Source organism: Denitrificimonas halotolerans, assembly GCF_034259425.1.
In the GTDB taxonomy this organism is placed as follows: Bacteria; Pseudomonadota; Gammaproteobacteria; order Pseudomonadales; family Pseudomonadaceae; genus Denitrificimonas; species Denitrificimonas halotolerans.
In genome coordinates this window covers 221309-244518 of the sequence record NZ_JAXIVU010000001.1, presented here as the reverse complement: position 1 = coordinate 244518, position 23210 = coordinate 221309, and the positions used below count along the sequence as shown (strand labels likewise).

The window sequence follows — 23210 nt, the reverse complement described above, 5'->3', positions numbered from 1 at the left end:
GCTTAGGGTGTAATTTCAATTAAAGTGCCGTCTTTGACTAAATTCCAGACTTCTTTCATATCATCATTTTTCAATGCGATGCAGCCATCTGTCCAGTTGAGGCTGTGAAAAAACCATTCAGGGTACTCGCCGTCAATAGGGGTGCCGTGAAGCATAATCATGCTGCCTGCTGAGCGTCCAAGTTCTTGTGCACGTTTAAGGTCAGAAGCATTTGGGTAAGAGATATGCATGGATAAATTGTAATTCTTACTAGGGCGTCGCCAATTAATCCAATAGGTGCCTTCAGGGGTGCGCTGGTCACCTTCGTACTCCTTTTTTCCGGGTTTTTTACCGAGAGAAACACGGTATGTTTTTATAATGTCGCCGCGATGCATTAAGTGCAAAGAGCGTTCAGACTTCACTACTAGGACTTTATCAATAAAATGACGGGCTGGAAGCTGGGGTGAGCTGGCATAAGAGAACAGTGGCAGGAGTAAAGTGATGAAAATAAAAATAGCGCGCATGAAAGCTCCCTGGATGTAGCTGGCATCATAAAATTGGATTTAGCCATTCGGTTGAGCCGGTATCCTAATAACAGCGTCTAAATCAAGTGATTAAGAATAGTGAGTTAACTGGTACTGCAATAAGTCACTTGGGGGATGTACAGGCTTCTGGCATGATACTTATATCTTGAGGTATAGAGTATGCCGATGTTAGATAAGCTTGCACAACGTATACAGTGTTATTCTCCACGTGCTTTAGCATTACCGCCACATACACGTGAAGCGGCAGTGCTGATGCCTTTGACGCGAACAGAGAACCCAGAGTTACTGTTAACGCTGCGTGCGAAAAATTTATCCACTCATGGGGGAGAGGTGGCCTTCCCAGGTGGGCGGCGAGACCCTGAGGATCGGGACTTGGTTTATACGGCTTTGCGTGAAACGCATGAAGAAGTTGGCTTGGAGCCAGAGTTGGTGCAGGTTGTTGGTTCGCTCAGTGAGGTGGTTTCACGTCATGGAGTTAAAGTAACGCCTTATGTTGGCTTTATTCCAGATGCTGTTGAATACCGAGCGAATGCAGGGGAAATTGCTTCGATTTTTTCTGTTCCGCTTGAGTTTTTTGCTGAAGATCCGCGTCAAACCACCCATCGAATTGATTATTTGGGTCATACTTGGTTTGTGCCAAGTTATCAGTTTTCGGGTTATAAAATCTGGGGGCTGACTGCCATTATGGTGGTGGAGTTGGTTAATTTGGTTTATGACCGTTCAATTGTTTTGAGTGAGCCGCCCCAGCTCAGTAAGAAAGAACTTTAAATAATAATTAAAAGGAATCATCAATGAAGTATCGCTTAGCCGAGAGTCGAGTTGATGCACATCCAGAAAGCTGGATTGCTCCCACTGCAGCAGTGATTGGTAAGGTGCGCTTAGATGCCGGCGCTAGTGTGTGGTTTAATGCTGTGCTGCGTGGTGATAATGAGCTTATTCATATTGGTGCAAATAGTAATGTACAAGATGGTACTGTGATGCATACGGACATGGGGTGGCCTTTGACTTTAGGGCAGGGTGTTACGGTTGGACATAATGCAATGCTGCATGGGTGTACTGTAGGGGATCACAGTTTGATTGGTATTGGCGCGGTGATTCTTAATGGTGCAAAAATTGGTAGACATTGCATTATTGGGGCAAACAGCTTAATTCCTGAGGGGAAAGAGATTCCAGACGGCAGTTTAGTTGTGGGTTCGCCAGGGAAGGTTATTCGTCAATTGACTGAGCAGCAAAAAAGTATGCTAGAAGCTAACGCTGTACATTATGTGCATAATGCGCAACGTTATGCCGCAGACCTACAGGAAGAAGATGACTATAGTTTCTAAACCACCAGCGCCGCGGGAAAAGCCGGTGCGATCACCTTGTGTCAGTTTATGTGCTTTAGATATTAATGATGTGTGTATGGGTTGTCAGCGTACCGGAGAGGAGATTAGCGCTTGGGGGAAAATGACTAATGATGAGCGCCGTGAAGTATTAGCCAAAATTAATGAGAGAGCGCGCAAACAAGGTTTGCTGAGTAAATAAGTGAGGATATGTAATGCCCCGTATAGGAACGCCATTATCAACAAGTGCTGTGCGTGTATTGCTTTGCGGTTCGGGTGAGTTAGGAAAAGAAGTTGCTATCGAGTTGCAGCGTTTTGGGGTAGAAGTGATTGCTGTTGACCGTTATGCCAATGCTCCAGCTATGCAAGTTGCGCAGCGCAGTCATGTCATCAATATGCTAGATGGTGCTGCATTGCGGGCGTTAATTGAGCAAGAGCAGCCACATTATATTGTGCCGGAAATTGAAGCTATTGCCACAGCAACTTTGGTTGAGTTGGAGGCGGAAGGTTATACGGTAATACCTACAGCGCGTGCAGCACAGTTAACTATGGATCGTGAAGGTATTCGTCGTTTGGCTGCTGAAGAGTTACAGCTACCAACATCCCCTTATTGCTTTGCTGATAATTATGCTGAGTATCGCAGTGCAGTGCAGCAAGTGGGTTATCCTTGCGTGGTTAAGCCGCTTATGAGTTCATCAGGGAAGGGGCAGAGTGTATTGTGTAGTGAGGCAGATTTAGAGTCATCTTGGCAAACAGCTCAAGAAGGTGGTCGTACTGGGGCTGGACGGGTTATTGTTGAAGGGTTTATTGATTTTGATTATGAGATCACGCTACTGACTGTCCGACATATTAATGGTACAAGTTTTTGTGAGCCTATTGGCCACTTACAGGAGCGCGGTGATTATGTGCAATCATGGCAACCGCAAGTGATGAGTGCTGCGGCACTTAAGGCTGCACAACAGATAGCGCAAAAAATTACTGAGGCTTTAGGTGGGCGCGGAGTGTTTGGTGTTGAGCTTTTTGTTAAAGGTGATCAAGTGTGGTTCAGTGAGGTTTCACCACGTCCGCACGATACTGGTTTGGTGACTTTGATGTCGCAAGACCTGTCTGAGTTTGCCCTACATGCTCGTGCTATTCTTGGATTACCCATTCCGGTTATTCGTCAGCAAGGTCCTACAGCTTCTGCTGTTTTATTAGTGCAGGGTCAATCAGTGCAGACGGCTTTTGCTGGTTTAGCAGGTGCTTTACTGCAGCCAGACACGGCGTTACGTTTGTTTGGTAAGCCCGTAGTTGAAGGTGAGCGCCGTATGGGAGTGGCTTTGGCACAAGCAGGCACAGTAGAAGAGGCTCGTCATAAGGCGCAGCAGGTGATTAGCAGTATCAGAGTTGAGCTCTGATACTGCTAAGACTTGAGTCAGTCATCGTGCCAGAGGCGTGCTCGACTGACTCGGTTGTCTCGAATTTCTAATGTTTCTAAATAGTAAGGGCCAATTTCAATACATACTGCACCTTCAGGAATAAATTCCAATATCTCGGTGATTAAACCATTAAGAGTTTTAGGGCCATCACTTGGCAGTTCCCATTCAAGGGCTTTGTTGATATCACGAATATAAGCTGCACCATCAATGGTATAGCTGCCATCACTGAGCTGACGAACTTCTGGAGTTGCGCGGCGATCGTGATCGCTAAACTCACCAACAATTTCTTCGAGAATATCTTCTAAGGTCACAACACCTTCTACATCACCGTATTCATCTACAACAATCCCAATGCGGCGTTTATGCTTTTGAAAATTTAACAATTGCGTGGAAAGAGGGGTGCTTTCAGGGATGAAGTAAGGGTCGCTGCAGGCTTCTTGGAGGTCATCATGCGTCAGCTTGTTGAGTGTCAATAGGCGCGCAATTTGACGCATATGAATGATGCCGATGATCTGGTTAATATTTTCACGATAAAGCGGTAAGCGAGTATGTGTGGTGGTGCGCAATTGCCAAATGATCTGATCAAGGTTGCTATCTAAATCGATACCAAAGACCTCATTACGTGGAATCATAATGTCATTTACGGTGACATTTTCTAGGTCTAGGATGCCTAGTAGCATATCTTGGCGGTTACCAGGAAGCTCTTGTCCAGCCTCGCGAACCACGCTACGCAGTTCCTCTGTAGATAGGCTATCTGATGAATGGTGGCGAGTGTCGATACCCATGAGGCGCAATAGACCGTTGCTGATAGCGCCAGTGAGCCAAACAACAGGGCTCAGTGGTGTCATCAGTAGTAAAATAACACGGCTGGCGGGGAAGGCGATGAGTTCAGGACGTAAAGCTGCCAGTGTTTTAGGGGTGATTTCACCAAAAATGAGGACTACGATCGTGAGCGCGATGGTAGCAATGGCAACGCCAGCATCCCCCCAAAGATCCACAGCGATAACGGTGGCGATGGATGCAGCTAAGATATTCACTACATTATTGCCCACTAGAATTGTGCCTAAGAGGCGGTCAGGCTTATTGAGTAGGCGCTGTGCGCGCTGTGCATTGCGATTTCCTTCGCGGCTCATATGGCGCAATCTATAGCGGTTTAAGCTCAGCAACCCCGTTTCTGAACTGGAGAAAAAAGCCGAACAAAGAATTAAGAAAATTAGCAGGGCTAAGAGATAGCTGAGATGCATATCGTCCACAAGCAAAAGGCCTCAGATTACTAAAATAAATTCACGGACTAATTTACTACCGAAGTAGGCCAGCATTAAAAGTAAAAAACCCATAATAGTCCAGCGAATAGCTTTATGTCCGCGCCAACCAAGTTGGTGGCGTCCCCAGAGGAGAATGCCAAAGACGAACCAGGCGATGCAGGACAGTAGGGTTTTATGCACTAAGTGTTGAGCTAATAGGTTGTCGAGGAATAGCCAACCGCTCAGTAAAGACAAAGAAAGTAGTAACCATCCCGCCCATAAAAAACCAAATAATAAGCTTTCCATGCTTTGCAGTGGTGGAAAGTTTTTGATAAGTGTGGATACGGGACGTTTGCGTAATTGACGTTCTTGTACCAATAAAATAATAGACTGAAAAAGGGCTATTGTGATCATACCGTAAGCCAGAATAGAAAATAGTATATGCGCTAAGATGCCTGGAGCTTCATTGATTGGTTGGGTATGACCGTGCGGCAAAAATTGCGCGCTGAGCGCTGTGACTGCACCAAGACTGAGTAGAGGTAAGAGCAGTATGTGGGCAGAAATGCGTGTTAAACACAGTAAAACAAAACCAATGATTGAAAAGGCAATTAAGCTAGCTGAATTAAATAAGCTAAGCACTAAGCCTTGTTCAAGTAGTAGCGTAGCAAACAAATGGCCACCATGACCGATAAACCCGAGTAGAGTCAGCCCCGTCACTAAGGCTCTATTAAAAGATACCCGTTGCCCAAGACAGCTCACCAAGTAAAAGCAGGTGGCACCATAAAAAACTGCAGCAAACAGACTAAAAAGCAGAGAGGACATAATACCTTGTACAATAAATGATATAGATTGAGTTTGGCATATAATACAGCAGCGTAGAAACAATATTTACGCCACTGATCTGAGTTAGGCAATATTCCCAGTCTTTTTCACGCTAAGCAATGGGCTAATCAGTAAATAGGACGATATCCTTTGACAGTTGGTGAGTCTATCCATAAAATACCGCGCCTATGACAAATGTACCGATTCCTCCTCACGTTGATCCGCGAAAATTTGCAGATCGTAGTATCTCCTTAAGTGGAGAGCTACCTTTGCAGCAATTTTCTAGGGTCTGCGAACTGCTGACAGACACTGCCGGACATGTTCAGGCAGCGTTTGAGTTTAGCCGCGACCAACAGAAAGTTGCAGTAATGCGATTAAAGCTTGAGTCGGAGGTTAGGATGATCTGCCAGCGTTGCCTGGATGAAGCGGTTATACCTGTTGGCGGTGAGTATCTATATGCCATCGTTAACCCTGGTACAGATGAGTTACACTTCCCCCAAGGGTATGACGTACTTGAAGTAGGTGATGAGCCTCTGGATTTATATACATTGATTGAAGATGAGTTGTTATTATCTTTACCAATTATACCCATGCACCCACCTGAAGAATGCCAGCAACCGGCTGGACTCCTAGAGTCCGAGTCGAACGAGGATGCGGTTAAAAGGTCCAACCCATTCAGTGTATTGGCGCAGTTAAAGCGAGACCCAAACGTTTAGGAGTTTATAATTATGGCTGTTCAGAAGAGCAAGAAATCCCGTTCAGCGCGTGGTATGCGCCGTTCACACGATGCACTGACATCAAGCGCGTTAACCGTAGAGCAGAGCACTGGTGACGTACGTTTACGCCACCATGTTTCCGCTGATGGTGTATACCGTGGTCGTCAAGTGATCGCGAAGGATTCTGCTGAGTAAACCTTGACCGGTTTAGTTATAGCAGTTGATGCAATGGGCGGGGACTATGGTCCCCGTCTTGTTGTATCTGCATGTGTGAAAAGTTTAGTACAGTATCCAGAACTGCATTTAGTGCTTGTTGGTGATGCACCCAACATTGAGTCTATTTTGGCTCAAACCCCTCAGGCCAACCATGCGCGAATCAGCATCAAGCATGCTAGTGAAAGCATATCGATGGCCGAAAATCCTGCCTACGCTTTACGACATAAGTTAGACTCCTCAATGCGCATTGCTTTGCAGATGGTTCGTGATCAGCAAGTGCATGCTTGTGTCAGCGCTGGTAATACAGGTGCGTTGATGGCTTTGGCTAAGCATGTTTTGAATACCTTGCCTTATATCGATCGTCCGGCAATTATGACTGCACTGCCGACTTTGACGGGTGAAACCCATTTATTGGATTTGGGAGCTAACGTTGATGTCAGTGCGCAACAGTTGGTGCAATTTGCTGTCATGGGGTCGGCAGCTGTGCAATCGCGAGGGCTTATTCGGCCGCGTGTTGCACTGCTTAATGTCGGGCGTGAGGCGATTAAAGGAAATCAGCAGGTGAAGTTGGCTGCAGCTGAATTAGAAGCAATGCCGCAGATTAACTACGTTGGTTATGTTGAAGGTGATGGTGTCTTTCGTGGTGATGCTGATGTAGTGGTATGTGATGGTTTTGTTGGTAATGTGCTACTTAAGTCTAGCGAAGGCTTGGCGCAACTGATCACTGCTCGCACCAAACAATGTCTTGGGCGAGGCGTGCGTGCTTGGTTATTAGCTTGGCTTGCAGCGCCTTTGCTTAAGGTTTTGCGTTCAGAAATCGCGCCAGAACGTTACAATGGGGCTTGTTTGTTAGGTGTTGATGGCATTGTAGTGAAAAGTCATGGTAATGCTTCTGAAGAAGCCTTTCAGGCCGCGATTAGCGTAGCTTATACGGCAGCAAAAGAGGGGTTGGCTCAGCGTCTACAAGAGCGCTTACAAGCATTTAGCCAAGTCTGAAAGCTGCATAGTGTAATAAAAGTGTGACGGATGGATGAGGCTTATCATCCAATGGTCGGTTTGTTATTCATGTCTTAGGCGTGGCAAACTTCTCTTATTGAATGACAGGTAATTATTTTTATGAAGGCTTCTCTTGCGTTTGTATTCCCAGGTCAAGGCTCTCAAGCTGTTGGTATGTTGGCAGACATTGGTGCTGCGGAGTCAGTTGTAGTTGATACCTTTGCTGAGGCTTCCGAAGCTTTGGGCTATGACTTATGGGCGCTGACTCAGCAGGGCCCTGCAGAAGTATTAAATCAAACAGATAAAACCCAACCAGCAATTTTGACTGCATCTGTGGCGTTATGGCGTTTATGGAGCGCGCACTCGGCTGCACGTCCAGCGTATGTTGCAGGGCACAGTTTGGGTGAGTATTCAGCTCTAGTTGCTGCCGATAGCATCTCTTTAGCAGATGCCGTGCGTTTGGTTGAACGTCGTGGTCAGTTGATGCAAGAAGCAGTACCTGCTGGCGTGGGGGGTATGGCTGCTATTTTAGGCTTGGATGATGCAGATGTGCAGTCTGCCTGTGCTGAGGCAGCTGAAGGTGAGGTTGTGAGTGCGGTAAATTTTAATGCGCCAGGGCAAGTTGTGATTGCTGGTGCGGCAGCTGCCGTTGAGCGTGCGATTAACGCGTGCAAAGCGCGAGGCGCTAAGCGAGCGATGGCGTTGCCAGTAAGCGTGCCGTCACATTGTGCATTAATGCAACCTGCGGCAGAGCAATTTGCTGAGTCTTTAGCCGCTATTCAGTGGCAGCAGCCGAGCATTGCTTTGGTGCAAAATGTGAATGCTGAAGTGGTCACTGATTTGACTGCTTTAGAGCAAAATCTTTTAGCTCAGTTGTATAGCCCTGTGCGTTGGGTTGAGTCGATGGTGTGCTTGGCTGCACAAGGTGTCACTGATGTTGTTGAGTGCGGGCCAGGTAAAGTCCTATCTGGTTTGAATAAGCGCTGCATTAAGGGTGTTAACACCTATAACTTGGATAATCCAGAAGCATTTGCAGCAGCTGTAGCTGCACAGCTTTAAGATGGAGATTAAAATGAGCTTAGAAGGGAAAGTAGCCCTTGTTACTGGCGCTAGTCGCGGAATTGGTCGAGCAATTGCTTTGCAGCTGGGTGAGCAAGGTGCCACTGTGATTGGTACTGCAACCTCTGAAAAAGGGGCACAAAATATTGCTCAAGCTTTGCAAGACAAAGGTATTAAGGGTGCTGGTATGGTACTCAATGTCTGTGATGCTGAATCTGTGAATGAGACAATGAAACGTATTCAAGATGAGTTTGGTGCGCCATTGATATTGGTCAATAATGCTGGCATCACACGCGATAATCTGATGATGCGGATGAAGGATGAAGAGTGGTTTGATGTAGTTGATACTAACTTGAATAGTTTATATCGCATGACAAAAGCCGTTTTGCGAGGCATGACCAAGGCGCGCTGGGGTCGTATTATAAGCATCGGCTCTGTGGTAGGTGCAATGGGGAACGCAGGTCAAGTAAACTATGCAGCAGCGAAAGCTGGGTTGGAAGGTTTTGGTCGAGCTTTGGCGCGTGAAGTAGGATCTCGCTCAATTACAGTGAACGCTGTTGCACCAGGTTTTATTGATACAGATATGACTCGTGAGCTACCAGAGGCACAGCGCGAAGCACTTTTGACTCAGATTCCAGCTGGGCGTTTAGGTCAAGCTGAAGAGATTGCTAATGTGGTCACTTTCTTAGCATCAGAACAAGCAGCTTATGTCACTGGAGCAACGATTCCGGTGAATGGTGGCATGTATATGAGTTAAAATAACTGTAATTGTGACCGAAGTGTCATGCTTTCAGTCATAATTACGGTTTGCAATATTCAGATTTGTTTATGTGTTTATACAAACAAATCTAATAAGAGGTTAGCAAAGGGTAAGCAGTTCGCTTAAAATGCGCAAACCCTTTTACACATCAGTGACAGCTTGAGCTGTCCAGTTTCCATTTAGGAGTTATACACGGTATGAGCACTATTGAAGAACGCGTTAAAAAAATCGTTGCTGAGCAGTTGGGTGCTAAGGCAGAAGACGTAACTAACAGCGCATCTTTTGTTGATGATTTAGGCGCGGATTCACTGGATACAGTTGAGTTGGTAATGGCTCTTGAAGAAGAGTTCGAAACTGAAATTCCAGATGAGAAAGCCGAGAAAATCACTACTGTTCAAGAAGCAATCGACTACATCAACGCTCACGCGCAGTAATGTAACCGGTTGTTTTGGAACAGCGAAAGCCGCGCGACTTGTTACGAGTGTGCGGCTTTTTTTGTACAGCATATTTTGCATTAAACAAGAGGTTGTCGCCATGTCGCGTAGACGTGTCGTAGTTACCGGGATAGGCATGCTGTCCCCGTTAGGTGTTGATGTCGCGCAAAGTTGGTCAGGCATCCTAGCTGGCAAAAGTGGTATCAATTTGATTGAGCACTTTAATGTTGAGGCGTTTTCAACGCGTTTCGGTGGTTCAGTTAAAAATTTTGATGTTGAACAGTATATGCCAGCCAAAGATGCACGTCGTCTCGACCTGTTTATTCAGTATGGTTTAGCTGCAGGGTATCAGGCTATTCGAGATGCCGGTCTAGAAGTAACTGATGCGAACCGCGAGCGCATTGGTGTGGTGATGGGGTCAGGGATCGGTGGTTTAACAAATATTGAAAACACTTGCCAAACTTTATTGGAGCAAGGCCCACGTCGTATTTCACCTTTCTTTGTGCCAGGCTCTATTATTAATATGATTTCTGGTGTGTTGTCGATCCAAATGGGTTTGCAAGGGCCGAACTACTCCATCGCTACGGCTTGTACTACGGGGACACACTGCATTGGTATGGCTGCTCGTAATATTGCTTACGGAGAAGCTGATGTCATGCTAGCAGGCGGTGCGGAAATGGCTGCTTGTGGGTTAGGGCTTGGTGGATTTGCTGCATCACGTGCGTTATCGACACGCAATGATGACCCGCAAGGTGCAAGCCGACCGTGGGATGCAGGTCGTGATGGTTTTGTTTTATCGGATGGCGCCGGAACTGTAATTTTGGAAGAGTTGGAGCATGCAAAAGCCCGTGGTGCAACAATTTACGCTGAAGTTGCTGGTTTTGGTATGGGCGCTGATGCTTTTCATATGACTTCACCGCCTGAGCAGGGTGATGGTGCCGCACGTTGCATGGCCAGTGCACTGCGTGATGCTAGGATGAACCCAGAGGAGGTGCAGTATGTAAACGCACACGGCACTTCGACTTTGGCAGGGGATTTGGCTGAGGTGAATGCAATTAAGAGTGTGTTTAAAGATCACGCGCAGCAGCTTGCAGTCAGCTCAACCAAATCTATGACTGGGCACTTATTGGGTGCAGCGGGCGCTGTTGAAGCTATTTTTAGTATTTTAGCTATTCGTGATCAAGTTGCTCCGCCGACGATTAATTTAGATGAGCCTGGCGAAGGTTGTGATCTAAACTTTGTACCACATCAAGCGCAGCCTATGAAGATTGATGCCGTACTGTCCAATTCCTTTGGTTTTGGTGGTACTAATGGTTCGTTATTGCTGCGTCGGTATCATTAAAGGTGCAGGCTTGGATTAACGGTCAGCCAGCAACATCGATTGATGTGGCTGACCGTGGCCTAGCGTATGGGGATGGTCTGTTTGAGACAATAAAGGTGAGCCAAGGGCGCGCAGCTTTATTGGGGCGACACTTGGAGCGCTTGCAAGAGGGGTGTCAGCGTTTAATGATACCTTGTGAGATGCAGTTACTGCGTCGTGAGTTAGATGACTATATGCAACTCATAGGTAATGGCGTTTGTAAGCTGATAGTCACTCGTGGTATGGGGCAGCGTGGGTATGCTTTGCCGCAGCAATCGGTAGTGCAACGTATTTTACAAGCCTCAAGTTTCCCGCAATGGCCAGCAGCCTATGCTGAGCAAGGTATTGCACTTTTTTCTTGTCAATTACGTTTATCACAGCAGCCTAAGCTAGCGGGCTTAAAACATCTTAACCGCTTAGAGCAAGTGCTTGCGCGCGCAGAGTGGTCAGACTCCACTTACGCCGAAGGTGCATTGCTAGATGAGCAAGAGCGGGTGGTAGACGGTGTTTTTAGCAATCTATTTATAGTGCAGAATCAACGCTTGCTGACTCCAGATTTACGTCGCTGTGGCGTGGCAGGTGTGATGCGTGCAGAGTTGTTGGCACGTGCGCAAGCTGCAGGTATTGAAGTGCAAGTTAAAGATATTCCAAGGTCTGAAATGTTACAAGCTGATGAGATTTTTACCGCAAACAGTTTGTATGGTATTTGGCCAGTGCGTAATTACGCAGGACGGTGTTGGGCGGTAGGAAAGATGACGCGTAGATTGCAACAAATGATCAAGGATCTAACAGGTGAATAAGCGTGCTGCGTAAGCTATTGATAATTTTTTTAGGTGTGAGCTTACTGGCTGTAGCAGTAGTTGCGGCAGCGTTGTGGAAGCATACTCAAGTGCTTGAGCAGTCACTCCAGCTAGAAGGAGAACAGCTATTAAATGTGCCCGCTGGCAGTACGCCAAATGCCTTATTAGCACAATTAGAACAGCGAGGGGTGATGAAAGGTGCCCTATGGTTGCGTTTAGGTTGGCGTTTGCAAGGTCAAGTGCAACCATTACGTACTGGTGAGTATGAGCTAGCGCCCAATATGACTGTGGCCCAACTTTTAGAAAAGTGGCGCATCGGTGATGTTGTGCAGCATCGGATTACCTTGGTTGAAGGCTGGAGTTTTCGTCAAGTACGGCAAGCTTTGGCGCAACAAGAAAAGCTTGAGCAAAGTATTGGTGAGCTTAGTAATAGTGAATTGATGCGTACTTTAGGGCTAGCCAATGTGCATCCAGAAGGCCGTTTTTTCCCAGATACTTATCAGTATGTGCGTGGGCAAAGTGATTTAGATATTTTGCATCAGGCCAGTGAGCGCTTGCAAAAGGTTCTTGCTGAAGAATGGGCGGGCCGAGCAGAAGGCTTGCCGTACAAAAGTCCTGATGAAGCCTTAATCATGGCCTCGATCATTGAAAAAGAAACAGGTGTAGCACATGAGCGAGAGGAAATTGCTGGTGTGTTCGTACGTCGTTTGAATATTGGTATGTTATTGCAAACTGATCCAACAGTCATTTATGGGATGGGTGAGCGTTATTCCGGTAAAATTACACGTGCGGACTTACGTCGACCGACGCCATACAATACTTACGTGATTTCAGGTTTACCGCCAACACCCATTGCTATGGTAGGGCGTGAAGCCATTCATGCAGCACTGCATCCAAAACCTGGTAAAAGTTTATATTTTGTTGCTCGGGGCGATGGCAGTCACGTGTTCTCAAATACTTTAAGAGAGCATAATCAAGCTGTACGTGAATATCAGCTTAAACGACGATCTGATTACCGTTCTAGTCCAGCCCCAGTGAGTAAGGATTAAACATGCGTGGATTATTTATTACTTTAGAAGGGCCTGAGGGTGCAGGTAAAACTACCAACCGTGCTTATTTAGCTGAGCGCTTAATAGCGCAGGGTTTTTCGGTTGCATTAACGCGAGAACCTGGCGGTACTGCTTTAGCCGAAAAAATCCGAGGTATCTTGCTGGATCAACATGATGAACCTATGGCAGTTGATACCGAACTGCTATTGATGTTTGCCGCACGAGCACAACATTTAGCACAAGTGATTTTACCCGCCCTAGAGGCAGGTAAGATTGTTATTTGTGATCGTTTCACTGATGCTACTTATGCTTATCAGGGGGGGGGACGAGGACTGGACTGTTCTCGCATTGCTTTATTGGAGCAGTTTGTTCAAGGTGATTTGCGTCCTGACATGACATTGTTATTTGACTTACCGGTTGTTGATGGTATGGCGCGTGCTGAGGCACGCGGTAAGTTAGATCGATTTGAGCAAGAGCAACATGCTTTCTTTGAGGCTGTGCGTCAAAGCTATTTACAACGTGCTAAAGATGATCCTGACCGTTTCCGCTTGGTGAATGCCCAGCAATCATTAGCTGAAGTGCAGCAAAACCTAGAGCCTTATGTGCTCGAAATTATTGAACGCGCTAATGAACAGTAAATTGCTGCCTTGGCAAGCAAAGCTTTGGCAGTCGTTAGCGGGACGTAATCAGCAAGCGCATGCTTACTTGTTACATGGGCCGGCTGGTAGCGGTAAGCGTGAATTGGCAGAATGTTTCGCTGCATTTTTACTTTGCCGTGCACCGGTTGCGCAACAGCCTTGTAGGCGGTGTACGGCATGTAAATTGTATGCAGCCGATACACACCCAGACTTGATACGCTTAGAACCAGAGGAAGCCGGTAAAGCTATTTTAATTGCTAGTGTACGTGATCTGGTTGAGCGGATTTTGCAAACTTCGCAGCAAGGTGGTCGCAAAGTAGTGATTGTTGAGCCGGCAGAGGCGATGACCACTGGATCCGCAAATGCTTTGTTAAAAAGTTTAGAAGAACCAGCAGGTTCTACTATTTTTGTTTTGATCAGTCATCAGCTTAGTTTTTTGTTGCCGACGATTAAAAGTCGTTGTGTGTTGCAGGCTTGTCCATTGCCGACAGAGCAAGAGAGCGTGAACTGGTTACAGGAACAGCAGCCTGAGTTAAGCGTTGAACAGTGCCGCACTTTGATTGCTCTGGCTTCAGGGGCACCGTTGTATGCAAAAAAATTACTAGCGGATGATGTGTTGACGGTTCGTGATCAGGTAGTCAATGGTGTTAAACAGCTTTTTAAGCAGCAAAGTACGCCCAGCGAGCTCGCTGTCGCATGGGCTAAGATACCGCAGGAGTTGCTGTTTGATTGGTTTTGTCAGTGGGCGCAGTTGATATTACGCTATAAAATTACTGAAGATGAGAGCCAGTTAGGGCTAGCAGATATGAGAGTGGTGTTAAAGTTTGTGGCGTCAAAAGCACCATTAGAGCGTCTTTTGGAAACCCAAGATTGGCTTTTAGAGCACCGCCAAAAGGTTCTACGTCGTGTGCCTTTGCGGGCAGACTTATTATTAGAAGGACTGTTAGTACGCTGGCAGGCTTTATTGCCGCGCTAAATCAACACTTATTCTGTACTAGCAGAAGTTGTTGTGCACACTTTAAGCAAGTGAGTTTAGGTTTTATATAAGTTTTGGGGCTTGTAGGCTACTGAAAGTCTTTTTTATTCATATATTTTAAGCATGGCTGTAACTATGGTTATTGATTCACATTGTCATCTCGATCGTCTTGATTTAACGGCCTATGGCGGTTGCTTAGAGAGCGCTTTGCAAGCTGCTCGTGAACGTGGAGTTGGGCACTTCCTTTGTATTGGAATCAGTGTTGAAAATGCACCTGTGATGCGGGCTATGGCTGCGCGCTTTCCAGATGTGGATTGTTCCGTGGGTGTGCACCCGCTGGATTTAAGTCGTGGTAGTGAGCCGACTATGCAATGGTTGTTAAATGAATTGGATCATCCTGGCGTGATTGCTGTGGGTGAGACGGGCTTGGATTATCACTACCAAGCAGAAACTGCACAAATGCAGCAGGAGTCTTTTCGCCTGCATTTGGCTGCAGCTCGAGAATGTGGCAAGCCGGTTATTGTGCATACTCGTGAGGCTAAGCAAGATACTTTAGATATTTTAAGTGAGGCGGCATTACCGCAGGCAGGGGTAATGCATTGCTTTACTGAAGACTGGCCAATGGCTAAAGCAGCGTTGGACCTAGGCTATTATATCTCGTTTTCTGGCATCGTTACCTTCCGTAATGCTGATGCCTTGCGAGAGGTGGCGTTACAGGTACCTAGTGATCGTATTTTGGTAGAAACAGATTCACCGTATTTAGCTCCTGTACCGCATCGCGGTCGTGCAAATTTTCCTGAATATGTGGTGGATGTGGCTAAGTTTGTTGCTGAGCTGCGCGGTGTTGATTATTCGGAATTTGCTGCGCAAACGACTGATAACTTTAAGCGTTTATTTCCTCTCGCGCGAGTACAAGTGAGCTAAATTAAGCATTTATCTACGCACATCATATGAGTGGTAGCAGATTGTTGTATAAACAGCTGTGCTCTAGGTTGATTGTCGCCTGTGGCAGGCATGCATGTTGATTTAAGAAATAATGAAACACCTGCTCTATTGTAGGGCAGGTGTTGATCTATCGATAAATACTCTGGGTCAATAACTAAGGTTTACGCGCAACCATTACGGCCCGCATCGGTGCCGGTAAGCCTTCTACTGTTTTACTTGGGTCTTGAGGGTCTAAAAAATCGATCAGTGAATGGTATTTCATCCAGTCAGTGGTGCGCTGTTCAGAAGTTGTGGTATGGCTGATGTCCACGCATCGAATGTCTTTAAAGCCCGCACGGCGTAGCCACAGTTCTAAGGCGTCAACAGAAGGTAGAAACCAAACATTACGCATTTTGGCATAGCGATCTTTAGGCACGAGGACCTGGTTGCAGTCGCCTTCAATTACTAGAGTTTCCAAAACTAATTCACCGCCGTTGATGAGGCAGTTTTTCAGTTCTAGTAAGTGATCAATGGGGGAGCGACGATGGTAAAGTACCCCCATGGAGAATACAGTATCAAAGCCTTCCAGTTTGGCTGGCAAATCTTCTAGGGCAAAAGGTAAATGCCATACGGGGGGGGCATCAAAAAAGCGTAGCATGGCTTGGAATTGACAGAAAAATAGCCAGTTGGGATCGATACCTATAACTGTTTTAGCTCCAGCACCGAGCATACGCCACATGTAGTAACCGTTGCCGCAGCCCACATCTAAAATACGCTTATCATTTAAATCTAAGTGGGGGCTGACACGGTCCCATTTCCAATCGGAACGCCACTCGGTGTCTATGTGTACATCAAAAACATGGAAAGGGCCTTTGCGCCAAGGGATTAAACCTTGTAATGCGCTACGTAATTGCTCCCGCTCGGTAGCACTGCAAGGTCCATCAATACGAAACTCCTTGATGGTGTCTCTAAATGTAGGTGTTAGAGTAGGAATGGCTTCTACCGCTGCTGACCAACGAGCTAGGTCACCGTGCCCAGTGGCATACAGCGCATCAAACTGTTGCTGAAGACCACGTGACCACGTTTCGAGAGGAGTGCGCGCAAGATGGTGTATTAGAGGAGTTAAATCAATCATGGGCGGGCAATCAACGAGGCAAAGTTAAAACACTGGAACCACACAACAACTTGGCTGAAACCAGCGCTATATAAGCGCTCACGGTGTTCTTCCAAGCTGTCAGGTAGCATGACTTTTTCAATAGCGCGGCGCTTTTGAGCAATTTCTAACTCGCTATATCCATTGGCGCGTTTAAAAGCGAGGTGTAGTTCATTGAGTAGCTCATGCTCAGTAGGATCGTTAAAGCGTAGTTTTTCGGACAGAACTAAAGCACCGTTAGGTAGTAGGGCTTGCTGGATATTTTGCAGCAGGGTTAGACGTTGTTCGGGCGCAATAAATTGTAAGGTGAAGTTCAGCGCGACCAATGAAGTAGGTTCAAATTGCAGTTTTAGAATATCCGCCTCAAGCACTTTTACTGGCAAGAGCTCTTGAAACATAGCATCTTGCGCATTCAGATGTTCACGGCAGCGCTCAACCATAGCTGCTGAGTTATCCACGGCAATCACTTTACAGCCACTATGACTGACATGGCGACGCATTGCTTGGGTGACGGCACCCAATGAGCAGCCGAGGTCATAGAGGATGCTGTTGGGTTGGGCAAATTGCGCAGCAAGTACGCCGGTGTTTTCCACGATAGTTGGATAGCCCGGTACCGAGCGCTTAATCATATCGGGAAAGACACGCACGACATCTTCATTAAAAGTGAAGTCGGGGACTTGCTCAAGCGGGGTGTTAAAGAGGCGATCAGGTAGGTGTGTCATGGGATTTGGTAGATAAAAAGAAAGCTATTATGCCACATCCGTGCAGATAAAATCTGAACGGGCTTAAGCACTCAAACCGCGTGACTGCCATAGATGGGCCGCTACCAGTGAGCGCCAAGGGCTGAACTGTAGTAACCATTGTTCGGCTTGTTTAGCTGTAATCTTTTCAAGTTTGAGTAAAGTTTGTAAGTAGCGGCGCACGGCAGCGTCATCATGTAAAGAGCTGTCGAGCCAAGCTAAACCGCGCATTAAAGTATAGTTGATGGTCCATGGGCCGACCCCTGGAATTGCAAGTAATTCAGCGCGCAGTTGTGCTATGTTTTGCGAAGTAACTTGTGTGGGAAACTTTAAAACCTGGCTGCTGATCATCTGACTAATTGTAGCAATGGTACTGGCTTTTTTAGGTGATAAACCGATGCTGCGTAATTGTTCTATGGTGAGTTGTGCGACACTCGATGCATCTGGATAACACCATAAGCCGGATAAGTGCTGGACACCAGCTAATTGGATAAAGCGGCGACGGATACTTATCGCTGCTGCTACGCTAATTTGTTGCCCGATGACAGCCCAGCTAATAGCCTCAAAAGGGCTGCTAGTTTGGGCAATGCGTAAGCCATGTTGGCTGCGTAATATTGGGCCTAGCTCAGGATGCTGTTGATGAGTGTAAGCAAATTTATCTGTTGCTTGCGTGATGCCAAGAAAATATTGAATCCAATTTGGCCAGGGATCTAATATTGTACTGTGAAGCTCAGTATCTGAGTTCAGCTGCAGTTTTGCATGAGCCTGTAGAGCATTGAAGTGAATACTTAAATGTGCTGGGTAACCGCCCCAAATAAAGCCTTTGTCTAAGCGATTTTGGTGTACACGCTCAGCTAGTTGCTGATGATCACGTTGATGGAAACTTAAAAAGTTAGCTACCTGGTAATCGTTAGGCAGCCTTAGATTGTGCGTTAAAATGATCATTGTTGTATTCATCCGGTGAGCTAATAGAGTCAATCGAATATACCGTCCACAGGTATAAACTGTAGCCAGTAAAGCGCATCTAGGTGGAACTTTGTGCTACATTTATAACTTACGCCCTTTGGCCTATAGCCGGTAATGTGTCGTCAGGCTATTGTGTGGCGTCATAGCTGGAACAGAATTTTTAAGTTTGATCGCTAATAAATAACGTGCGGTGGAGCACGTATTTTTTTATCTGCCAGTGACTCTTAAGTCGAGTGTTGGGTTGGCGGTCATCTAGAGCGGCTTTTAATGTGGAAGATGCACGATGATTGGCATATGCAGTATTGCAAGTTATATCCCCGAGGGGCGAATTGATAACATCGCGCAAGCCCAGAGCTTTGGGCGCGATGAAACCTTTGTGCAAAACAAATTAGGTACAACAACCTTATCGGTAAAGGCTGAAAATGAAGAAACGTCAGACCTGTGTGTTAAAGCTGTGCAAAACCTGCTAGCGAAAAGTCCTGAACTAAAGCTTGAAGATATACAAGCTTTAGTGGTTGTGACTCAAAATGGTGATGCTGAGGGTTTGCCGCACACCTCTGCGGTGGCGCAGCATAAGCTTGGCTTGCCTGCTCATGTGGCATGCTTTGATGTGTCTTTAGGTTGCTCGGGTTATGTTTATGGCTTGTATGTACTAAAAGGCTTTATGCAAGCTACAGGTTTGAAAAATGCGGTTTTAGTCACAGCAGATCCTTACTCAAAAATTATGGATCGTAATGATCGAATGACCACTTTGTTATTTGGTGATGCGGCAACTGCAACTTGGATGGGAGAGAACCCTGTATGGAAACTGGGACCATCTCGTTTTGGTGGGGACGGCAGTGGTGCTGAGTATTTAGTGGTTAAAGATGGCCACTTTCACATGAATGGACGTCAAGTGTTTAACTTCGCTAGTTTGAAAATCATCCCACATATGCAAGAAGTGCTTGATGAAGCGCAGATGAGTATGGATGATGTTGATGCTATTTGTTTGCATCAGGGGAGTGGAGCTATTGTTGATGCCATTGCCAAACGTTTGGGTGACAACGGCAGTAAAGTAATTAAAGATATGTTTGGGGCAGGGAATACGGTGTCATCTTCAATTCCAATGTTGCTTGAACATTACGGCTTTAATGACGATTGGAGTCATGTGTTGCTATCCGGTTTCGGCGTTGGATTATCTTGGGGTTCGGCTTTATTGGTGCGCTCTGAAGATTAATTGGCCGTTAGAGTCGATGAGGAGTTGTTCCTGCTAGGGTGCAACTCCGGTGTGAATGATATAGTGCTTAATAATTGTTATTTTGGACTCTGAACCCAACTGTAATTTGTTCTACTTCTGTTTTCTCCTTTCCTGAACATCTAGCTTTAGCTTCCTCTGTGGTCACTCCTTGCTTACTGATATACTGCGGTTTTTCTTAACCTGTCAGGGTCGATTTTTATGGGCACTCAGCGTCGTGCTGCCTTATTGCATCCGCGTAACCGTCACCAGGGGCGTTATGATTTTGCCGCATTGATTGCCGTGGAACCGCGTTTACAAGCTTTTTTGATTCGTAATCCTTACGGTAAGCACAGCATTGATTTTGCTAACCCAACAGCGGTGCGTGTGTTTAATGCAGCATTACTGAGGCAGTTATACGGTATAAAACACTGGCAGATCCCAGAGGGGTATTTATGCCCGCCAGTGCCCGGTCGTGCTGATTATATTCATAGTTTGGCTGACCTTATTGCGCAGGATGCAGGTGGCAAGCTTCCGCGTGGGGCTGGTTTTACTATGCATGATGTGGGAACTGGTGCGAATTGTATTTATCCGCTTTTAGGTCATCATGATTATGGTTGGCGCTTCATTGCTAGCGATATTGACTCGCAAGCTTTGGCTTGTGCTACACAGACATTAAAGTCTAATGCTTTAGAGGATGTTATTGAGCTACGCTTGCAACAGGATAAAACAGCATATTTTAAAGGTGTGTTGCATCCAGGAGAGCGGTTATTAGGTACTTTATGTAATCCGCCATTTCATGCTAGTGCGATGGAAGCTCGTAGTGGTAGTGCGCGAAAATGGCGTAACTTGGGTAAACAAGCACCAGAACGTAAGCTACCTGAGCTTAACTTTGGTGGTAAAAGCAATGAACTGTGGTGTAAAGGCGGTGAGCTGACATTTGTGCGTAATATGATTAAAGAGAGCAAGGGCTACGCACAGCAGGTATTGTGGTTTACTAGTTTAGTATCTAAGTCAGCGCACATCCACTTACTACAGCGCACCTTGCAGCAAGTTGGTGCAGTTGAAATACAGGTAGTGAAAATGGCGCAAGGGCAAAAACAGAGCCGTTTTCTGGCTTGGACTTTTCATACGCCTGAGCAGCGAAAGCGGTGGTTGATACAAGAGGCAGCAAATAAATAGATGCCGATAGTCTGTTCTTATTATCTTGATATCTATACTGCTTATGTCGTTGGGTTTTTAGGCTGATTGTAGGTAAAACGTGAAAAATGTTGGCATGAATACAATTTTGTTCAGGTTTTAGTGAGAGTGCGAGGTAAGGGTTCTTAACTGTATTAAGCACCTGCTTAGCAGAGTGAACTGCTCAGCAGGCGTATGACAGGCATTGTCGGAACTGTGGAAAGCTACTCGGCTAGGCAAACTAAATGACTTGTGGGGCTTCTTCGCCGCCTAAAGCCTCTAGCAATTGTGGAATGAACTCGGAAAAAGTCAGCATCATTAGGATAAAGCTAGCATCAAATTGGCTAGCAGCATCATCGCCACCATCTTCTTCTGCTTGATCTAGCAGCAGGTCTTCAAAACGTAAGCGTTTAATAGTGAGCTTGTCGTCAATAACAAAGCTTAATTTATCTTGCCAAGCTAATGACAGTTGAGTGACTAATTTGCCCGCAGTTAAGTGGGTTTGAACTTCTTCGCTAGATAAGTCTTCACGTTTAATTCGAATAATAGCGCCATCTTCAGCGCTATCGCGTAGCTCACACTCGTCAGTTAATGCTAAGCCGTGACTGGCTTGATGCTGTTTCACCCAGTCGGTAAAGGTAGCCGTCGGCGCAGTTTTAACTGCAATAGGGCGAACAGGTAAGCTTCCTAGTACTTCGCGTAAAGTTGAAAGCAGTTCTTCAGCACGTTTAGAGCTGGAAGTGTCTACTAAAATTAAACCTTGTGCCGGTGCTATGGCTGCAAAGGTTTTTGCGCGGCGAATAAAGGCACGGGGTAGTAGTGCCTGTACGATTTCGTCTTTAATCTGATCACGTTCTTTTTTATACACTTTACGGCTTTCTGCTGCTTCGATTTCATCGGTCTTTTCTTTGACCGCATCTCGTACAACGCTGGCAGGAAGCAAGCGCTCCTCTGTACGTGCACATATTAAGAAAAAACCTTGGCCTACATGGACCAAGGGGGCATCTTCATCTTTACCGAAAGGAGTAATGAAGCCGTATGTTGAGGGTGTTTGGCTGCCGCAAGGTAGAGCAGGCTTAGCTGTCAGTGCTGTTTCTAAAATATCAGCTGTTAAAGGGGTGTCTGATGTTAAGCGGTACATCAAGAGATTACGAAACCACATAAAAACTCCAAAAGATGAGCAGAAATTAGCGTGACGAATAAGGGTAATGTTTCTGACCGCAAACTGCTGAATAAGTTATAAAATAATGAGCTGTATATAATATCAGTGTATTACCTTGTCGGTAGGCTTTAAAGCATAAATGAGATTAATTGAGCGTTGAGCAACAGTGAGCTGGAAAGGGTTTAAGGGATGTGGACAGCGCTCAGTATTAAAATAGAATTAGGTTATCAGACGTTCAATCTGACAGATTAGTGAGCAAAAACATGCTGTATTTATTGTTTCGTGTGTGTTTTTGAAGCAAATAAACTACTAGTGGTTTCAACCTGAATGCTTTTCAAAGATGGAGAAAGTGTTAAAAACAAGAAGATTTATCAAAAAAGCTAAGTTATTGGCTTTATTATGAAAATAATTCGATTTAGGGCTTGCCAAAAGTAAATTAGATGTCTATTATACGCACCACTTGAAGACGCAAGGGTGATTAGCTCAGCTGGGAGAGCATCTGCCTTACAAGCAGAGGGTCGGCGGTTCGATCCCGTCATCACCCACCAAGTCTTTTAAGTCCAGCGCAGTGGTAGTTCAGCTGGTTAGAATACCGGCCTGTCACGCCGGGGGTCGCGGGTTCGAGTCCCGTCCACTGCGCCATATTAAGAAAACCCGTTAAGTAGTTGATACTTAGCGGGTTTTTTCGTTTTTGGATTGAAAAGTCTTGTTTGTTCTTGAGTCATTGATGGTTATTTTTGTTGTGTTTGGTGACAGTTACTTGCGAGGGCTATCTTGTCGTTATGATTTTTGAGTACCGCTGCTAGATTTATGTAAAGTGAAACCTGAGCAGTATGATAAGACTGATAGGCGACGGAGGTCTGGCTCATTGATAACCATTTACAAATGGCAGGGTCGGGCACTAATCATGTGAGTTAAAGGTATTCGATCTACGATCGAATAAATTGGATTAAAACGGAAGGCAATAAAAAAGGGTTACAGCCATTGACTGTAACCCTTTGATTTATATGGTCGGGACGGAGTGATTCGAACACTCGACCCCTTGCACCCCATGCAAGTGCGCTACCGGGCTGCGCTACGCCCCGACATGTTTTCATGCTGTGGCTGAAAACGCATAGACTATACCTTAATATTACAAAATATCAAAGCTTATCGGCACTCATTTGCTGTCAAACGGTGTTATTGTCTATTTTTTCAGCCATCGACCGTTTACTTGAATGTACAGGCCCGGTGCTGTTTTATCCAAGGCTTTTTTGCCGGCCATTGTTTCTACATCAGACAGCTGAAGATTGTTGTTATTTGCAAGGCGTTTATATTCGGTACGACGTGCTTCGTTAATTAGGCGAGCAATTTCTGCTGCATCGCCTTGAGCTTTCACGACGCCGAGGTACCCGTTAGGTTGCTCCCCGAGTAATCCTGCAGTTTTAGCCTGTGACAGGCTGTTCATTGCTTGATTTAGATCCATAGCCATAACTGACGTACTAAGAAGACTGCTGATCAATAATATAGGCATTAAGAGTTTGCGAAAAGTCATGCTGC

At 45.9% G+C, this 23210-nt stretch carries 26 protein-coding genes and 3 tRNA genes; 20 read left to right on the top strand and 9 right to left on the bottom strand.

From position 1 onward, the window contains the following. Window positions 1–2: 2 nt before the first annotated feature. On the bottom strand, window positions 3–503 hold the full coding sequence (locus TOI97_RS01165) for a L,D-transpeptidase family protein (protein ID WP_321552288.1): 501 nt from the start codon (window positions 501–503) through the stop codon (window positions 3–5). Between the two features lie 186 nt (window positions 504–689). Here TOI97_RS01165 and TOI97_RS01160 point away from each other — a divergent pair, with 186 nt between their 5' ends. The 4 genes from TOI97_RS01160 to purT are packed head-to-tail and all read left to right on the top strand — an operon-like array spanning window position 690 to window position 3243. Beyond that, window positions 690–1292: a CoA pyrophosphatase gene (locus TOI97_RS01160; protein ID WP_321552425.1), complete on the top strand. Its 603-nt coding sequence runs from the start codon at window positions 690–692 to the stop codon at window positions 1290–1292. A 23-nt stretch (window positions 1293–1315) separates the two neighbouring features. Then, window positions 1316–1849, top strand: coding sequence for a gamma carbonic anhydrase family protein (locus TOI97_RS01155; RefSeq protein ID WP_321552287.1), 534 nt, complete (start codon window positions 1316–1318; stop codon window positions 1847–1849). Then, window positions 1833–2048 carry a DUF1289 domain-containing protein gene (locus TOI97_RS01150; RefSeq protein ID WP_321552286.1) on the top strand — a complete coding sequence of 72 codons (216 nt, stop codon included), beginning with the start codon at window positions 1833–1835 and terminating at the stop codon, window positions 2046–2048. The genes TOI97_RS01155 and TOI97_RS01150 overlap by 17 nt, the downstream gene beginning before the upstream one ends. A gap of 13 nt (window positions 2049–2061) precedes the next feature. Next, window positions 2062–3243 carry a formate-dependent phosphoribosylglycinamide formyltransferase gene (gene purT / locus TOI97_RS01145; protein ID WP_321552285.1) on the top strand — a complete coding sequence of 394 codons (1182 nt, stop codon included), beginning with the start codon at window positions 2062–2064 and terminating at the stop codon, window positions 3241–3243. A 17-nt stretch (window positions 3244–3260) separates the two neighbouring features. On the opposite strand, the gene TOI97_RS01140 is transcribed toward purT, so the two are convergent. Then, window positions 3261–4517 (bottom strand): HlyC/CorC family transporter, encoded by a 1257-nt coding sequence (locus TOI97_RS01140; protein ID WP_321552284.1) that lies wholly within the window; start codon window positions 4515–4517, stop codon window positions 3261–3263. Window positions 4518–4529: 12 nt separating this feature from the next. Then, window positions 4530–5330, bottom strand: a complete 801-nt coding sequence (locus TOI97_RS01135) for a cytochrome C assembly family protein (RefSeq protein WP_321552283.1) — start codon at window positions 5328–5330, stop codon at window positions 4530–4532. Between the two features lie 188 nt (window positions 5331–5518). Between TOI97_RS01135 and TOI97_RS01130 the strand changes: the two genes are divergently transcribed. The 12 genes from TOI97_RS01130 to TOI97_RS01075 all read left to right on the top strand — a co-directional run bounded on the left by TOI97_RS01130 (window position 5519) and on the right by TOI97_RS01075 (window position 15258). After that, window positions 5519–6046 (top strand): YceD family protein, encoded by a 528-nt coding sequence (locus tag TOI97_RS01130; protein WP_321552282.1) that lies wholly within the window; start codon window positions 5519–5521, stop codon window positions 6044–6046. A 12-nt stretch (window positions 6047–6058) separates the two neighbouring features. Continuing rightward, entirely contained in the window at window positions 6059–6241 is a 183-nt protein-coding gene (gene rpmF, locus TOI97_RS01125) for a 50S ribosomal protein L32 (protein WP_321552281.1), read from the top strand. Window positions 6242–6244: 3 nt separating this feature from the next. Continuing rightward, window positions 6245–7258 (top strand): phosphate acyltransferase PlsX, encoded by a 1014-nt coding sequence (gene plsX / locus TOI97_RS01120; RefSeq protein ID WP_321552280.1) that lies wholly within the window; start codon window positions 6245–6247, stop codon window positions 7256–7258. A gap of 120 nt (window positions 7259–7378) precedes the next feature. Further along, on the top strand, window positions 7379–8317 hold the full coding sequence (fabD, locus tag TOI97_RS01115) for an ACP S-malonyltransferase (protein ID WP_321552279.1): 939 nt from the start codon (window positions 7379–7381) through the stop codon (window positions 8315–8317). Window positions 8318–8330: 13 nt separating this feature from the next. Further along, window positions 8331–9074 (top strand): 3-oxoacyl-ACP reductase FabG, encoded by a 744-nt coding sequence (fabG, locus tag TOI97_RS01110; protein ID WP_321552278.1) that lies wholly within the window; start codon window positions 8331–8333, stop codon window positions 9072–9074. 200 nt (window positions 9075–9274) lie between these two features. Next, window positions 9275–9511, top strand: coding sequence for an acyl carrier protein (gene acpP / locus TOI97_RS01105; RefSeq protein WP_151183787.1), 237 nt, complete (start codon window positions 9275–9277; stop codon window positions 9509–9511). Between the two features lie 100 nt (window positions 9512–9611). After that, complete coding sequence (fabF, locus tag TOI97_RS01100; protein ID WP_321552277.1) at window positions 9612–10853, top strand: beta-ketoacyl-ACP synthase II; 1242 nt, start codon at window positions 9612–9614, stop codon at window positions 10851–10853. Between the two features lie 2 nt (window positions 10854–10855). After that, window positions 10856–11671: an aminodeoxychorismate lyase gene (gene pabC, locus TOI97_RS01095; RefSeq protein WP_321552276.1), complete on the top strand. Its 816-nt coding sequence runs from the start codon at window positions 10856–10858 to the stop codon at window positions 11669–11671. A 5-nt stretch (window positions 11672–11676) separates the two neighbouring features. Continuing rightward, window positions 11677–12720, top strand: coding sequence for an endolytic transglycosylase MltG (mltG, locus tag TOI97_RS01090; protein ID WP_321552424.1), 1044 nt, complete (start codon window positions 11677–11679; stop codon window positions 12718–12720). A gap of 2 nt (window positions 12721–12722) precedes the next feature. Next, a complete protein-coding gene (gene tmk / locus TOI97_RS01085) occupies window positions 12723–13358 on the top strand; it encodes a dTMP kinase (protein WP_321552275.1) in 636 nt (211 codons plus the stop codon). Beyond that, entirely contained in the window at window positions 13348–14334 is a 987-nt protein-coding gene (locus TOI97_RS01080; protein WP_321552274.1) for a DNA polymerase III subunit delta', read from the top strand. The genes tmk and TOI97_RS01080 overlap by 11 nt, the downstream gene beginning before the upstream one ends. A gap of 135 nt (window positions 14335–14469) precedes the next feature. Then, a complete protein-coding gene (locus TOI97_RS01075; RefSeq protein WP_321552273.1) occupies window positions 14470–15258 on the top strand; it encodes a TatD family hydrolase in 789 nt (262 codons plus the stop codon). Window positions 15259–15433: 175 nt separating this feature from the next. On the opposite strand, the gene cmoB is transcribed toward TOI97_RS01075, so the two are convergent. The 3 genes from cmoB to TOI97_RS01060 form a co-directional block, all read right to left on the bottom strand. Next, complete coding sequence (gene cmoB, locus TOI97_RS01070; RefSeq protein WP_321552272.1) at window positions 15434–16393, bottom strand: tRNA 5-methoxyuridine(34)/uridine 5-oxyacetic acid(34) synthase CmoB; 960 nt, start codon at window positions 16391–16393, stop codon at window positions 15434–15436. Continuing rightward, complete coding sequence (gene cmoA / locus TOI97_RS01065; protein ID WP_321552271.1) at window positions 16390–17133, bottom strand: carboxy-S-adenosyl-L-methionine synthase CmoA; 744 nt, start codon at window positions 17131–17133, stop codon at window positions 16390–16392. Before cmoA ends, cmoB begins: the two co-directional genes overlap by 4 nt. Window positions 17134–17196: 63 nt before the next feature. Further along, window positions 17197–18096, bottom strand: coding sequence for a DNA-3-methyladenine glycosylase 2 (locus TOI97_RS01060; protein ID WP_321552270.1), 900 nt, complete (start codon window positions 18094–18096; stop codon window positions 17197–17199). Window positions 18097–18400: 304 nt separating this feature from the next. Between TOI97_RS01060 and TOI97_RS01055 the strand changes: the two genes are divergently transcribed. Both TOI97_RS01055 and rlmF read left to right on the top strand, forming a co-directional pair. Then, entirely contained in the window at window positions 18401–19333 is a 933-nt protein-coding gene (locus TOI97_RS01055) for a ketoacyl-ACP synthase III (protein WP_321552269.1), read from the top strand. A 219-nt stretch (window positions 19334–19552) separates the two neighbouring features. Beyond that, window positions 19553–20512 (top strand): 23S rRNA (adenine(1618)-N(6))-methyltransferase RlmF, encoded by a 960-nt coding sequence (gene rlmF, locus TOI97_RS01050; RefSeq protein WP_321552268.1) that lies wholly within the window; start codon window positions 19553–19555, stop codon window positions 20510–20512. 238 nt (window positions 20513–20750) lie between these two features. Here the strand turns inward: rlmF and rdgC are convergent, their stop codons facing one another. Next, complete coding sequence (rdgC, locus tag TOI97_RS01045) at window positions 20751–21671, bottom strand: recombination-associated protein RdgC (protein ID WP_321552267.1); 921 nt, start codon at window positions 21669–21671, stop codon at window positions 20751–20753. Window positions 21672–22143: 472 nt separating this feature from the next. Here rdgC and TOI97_RS01040 point away from each other — a divergent pair. Continuing rightward, window positions 22144–22219 (top strand) — tRNA-Val (locus tag TOI97_RS01040). A gap of 17 nt (window positions 22220–22236) precedes the next feature. Further along, window positions 22237–22313, top strand: a tRNA-Asp gene (locus TOI97_RS01035). Window positions 22314–22679: 366 nt separating this feature from the next. Here TOI97_RS01035 and TOI97_RS01030 read toward each other — a convergent pair. Continuing rightward, window positions 22680–22756, bottom strand: a tRNA-Pro gene (locus tag TOI97_RS01030). 101 nt (window positions 22757–22857) lie between these two features. After that, window positions 22858–23205 (bottom strand): YdbL family protein, encoded by a 348-nt coding sequence (locus TOI97_RS01025; protein ID WP_321552266.1) that lies wholly within the window; start codon window positions 23203–23205, stop codon window positions 22858–22860. Between the last annotated feature and the right edge of the window lie 5 nt (window positions 23206–23210).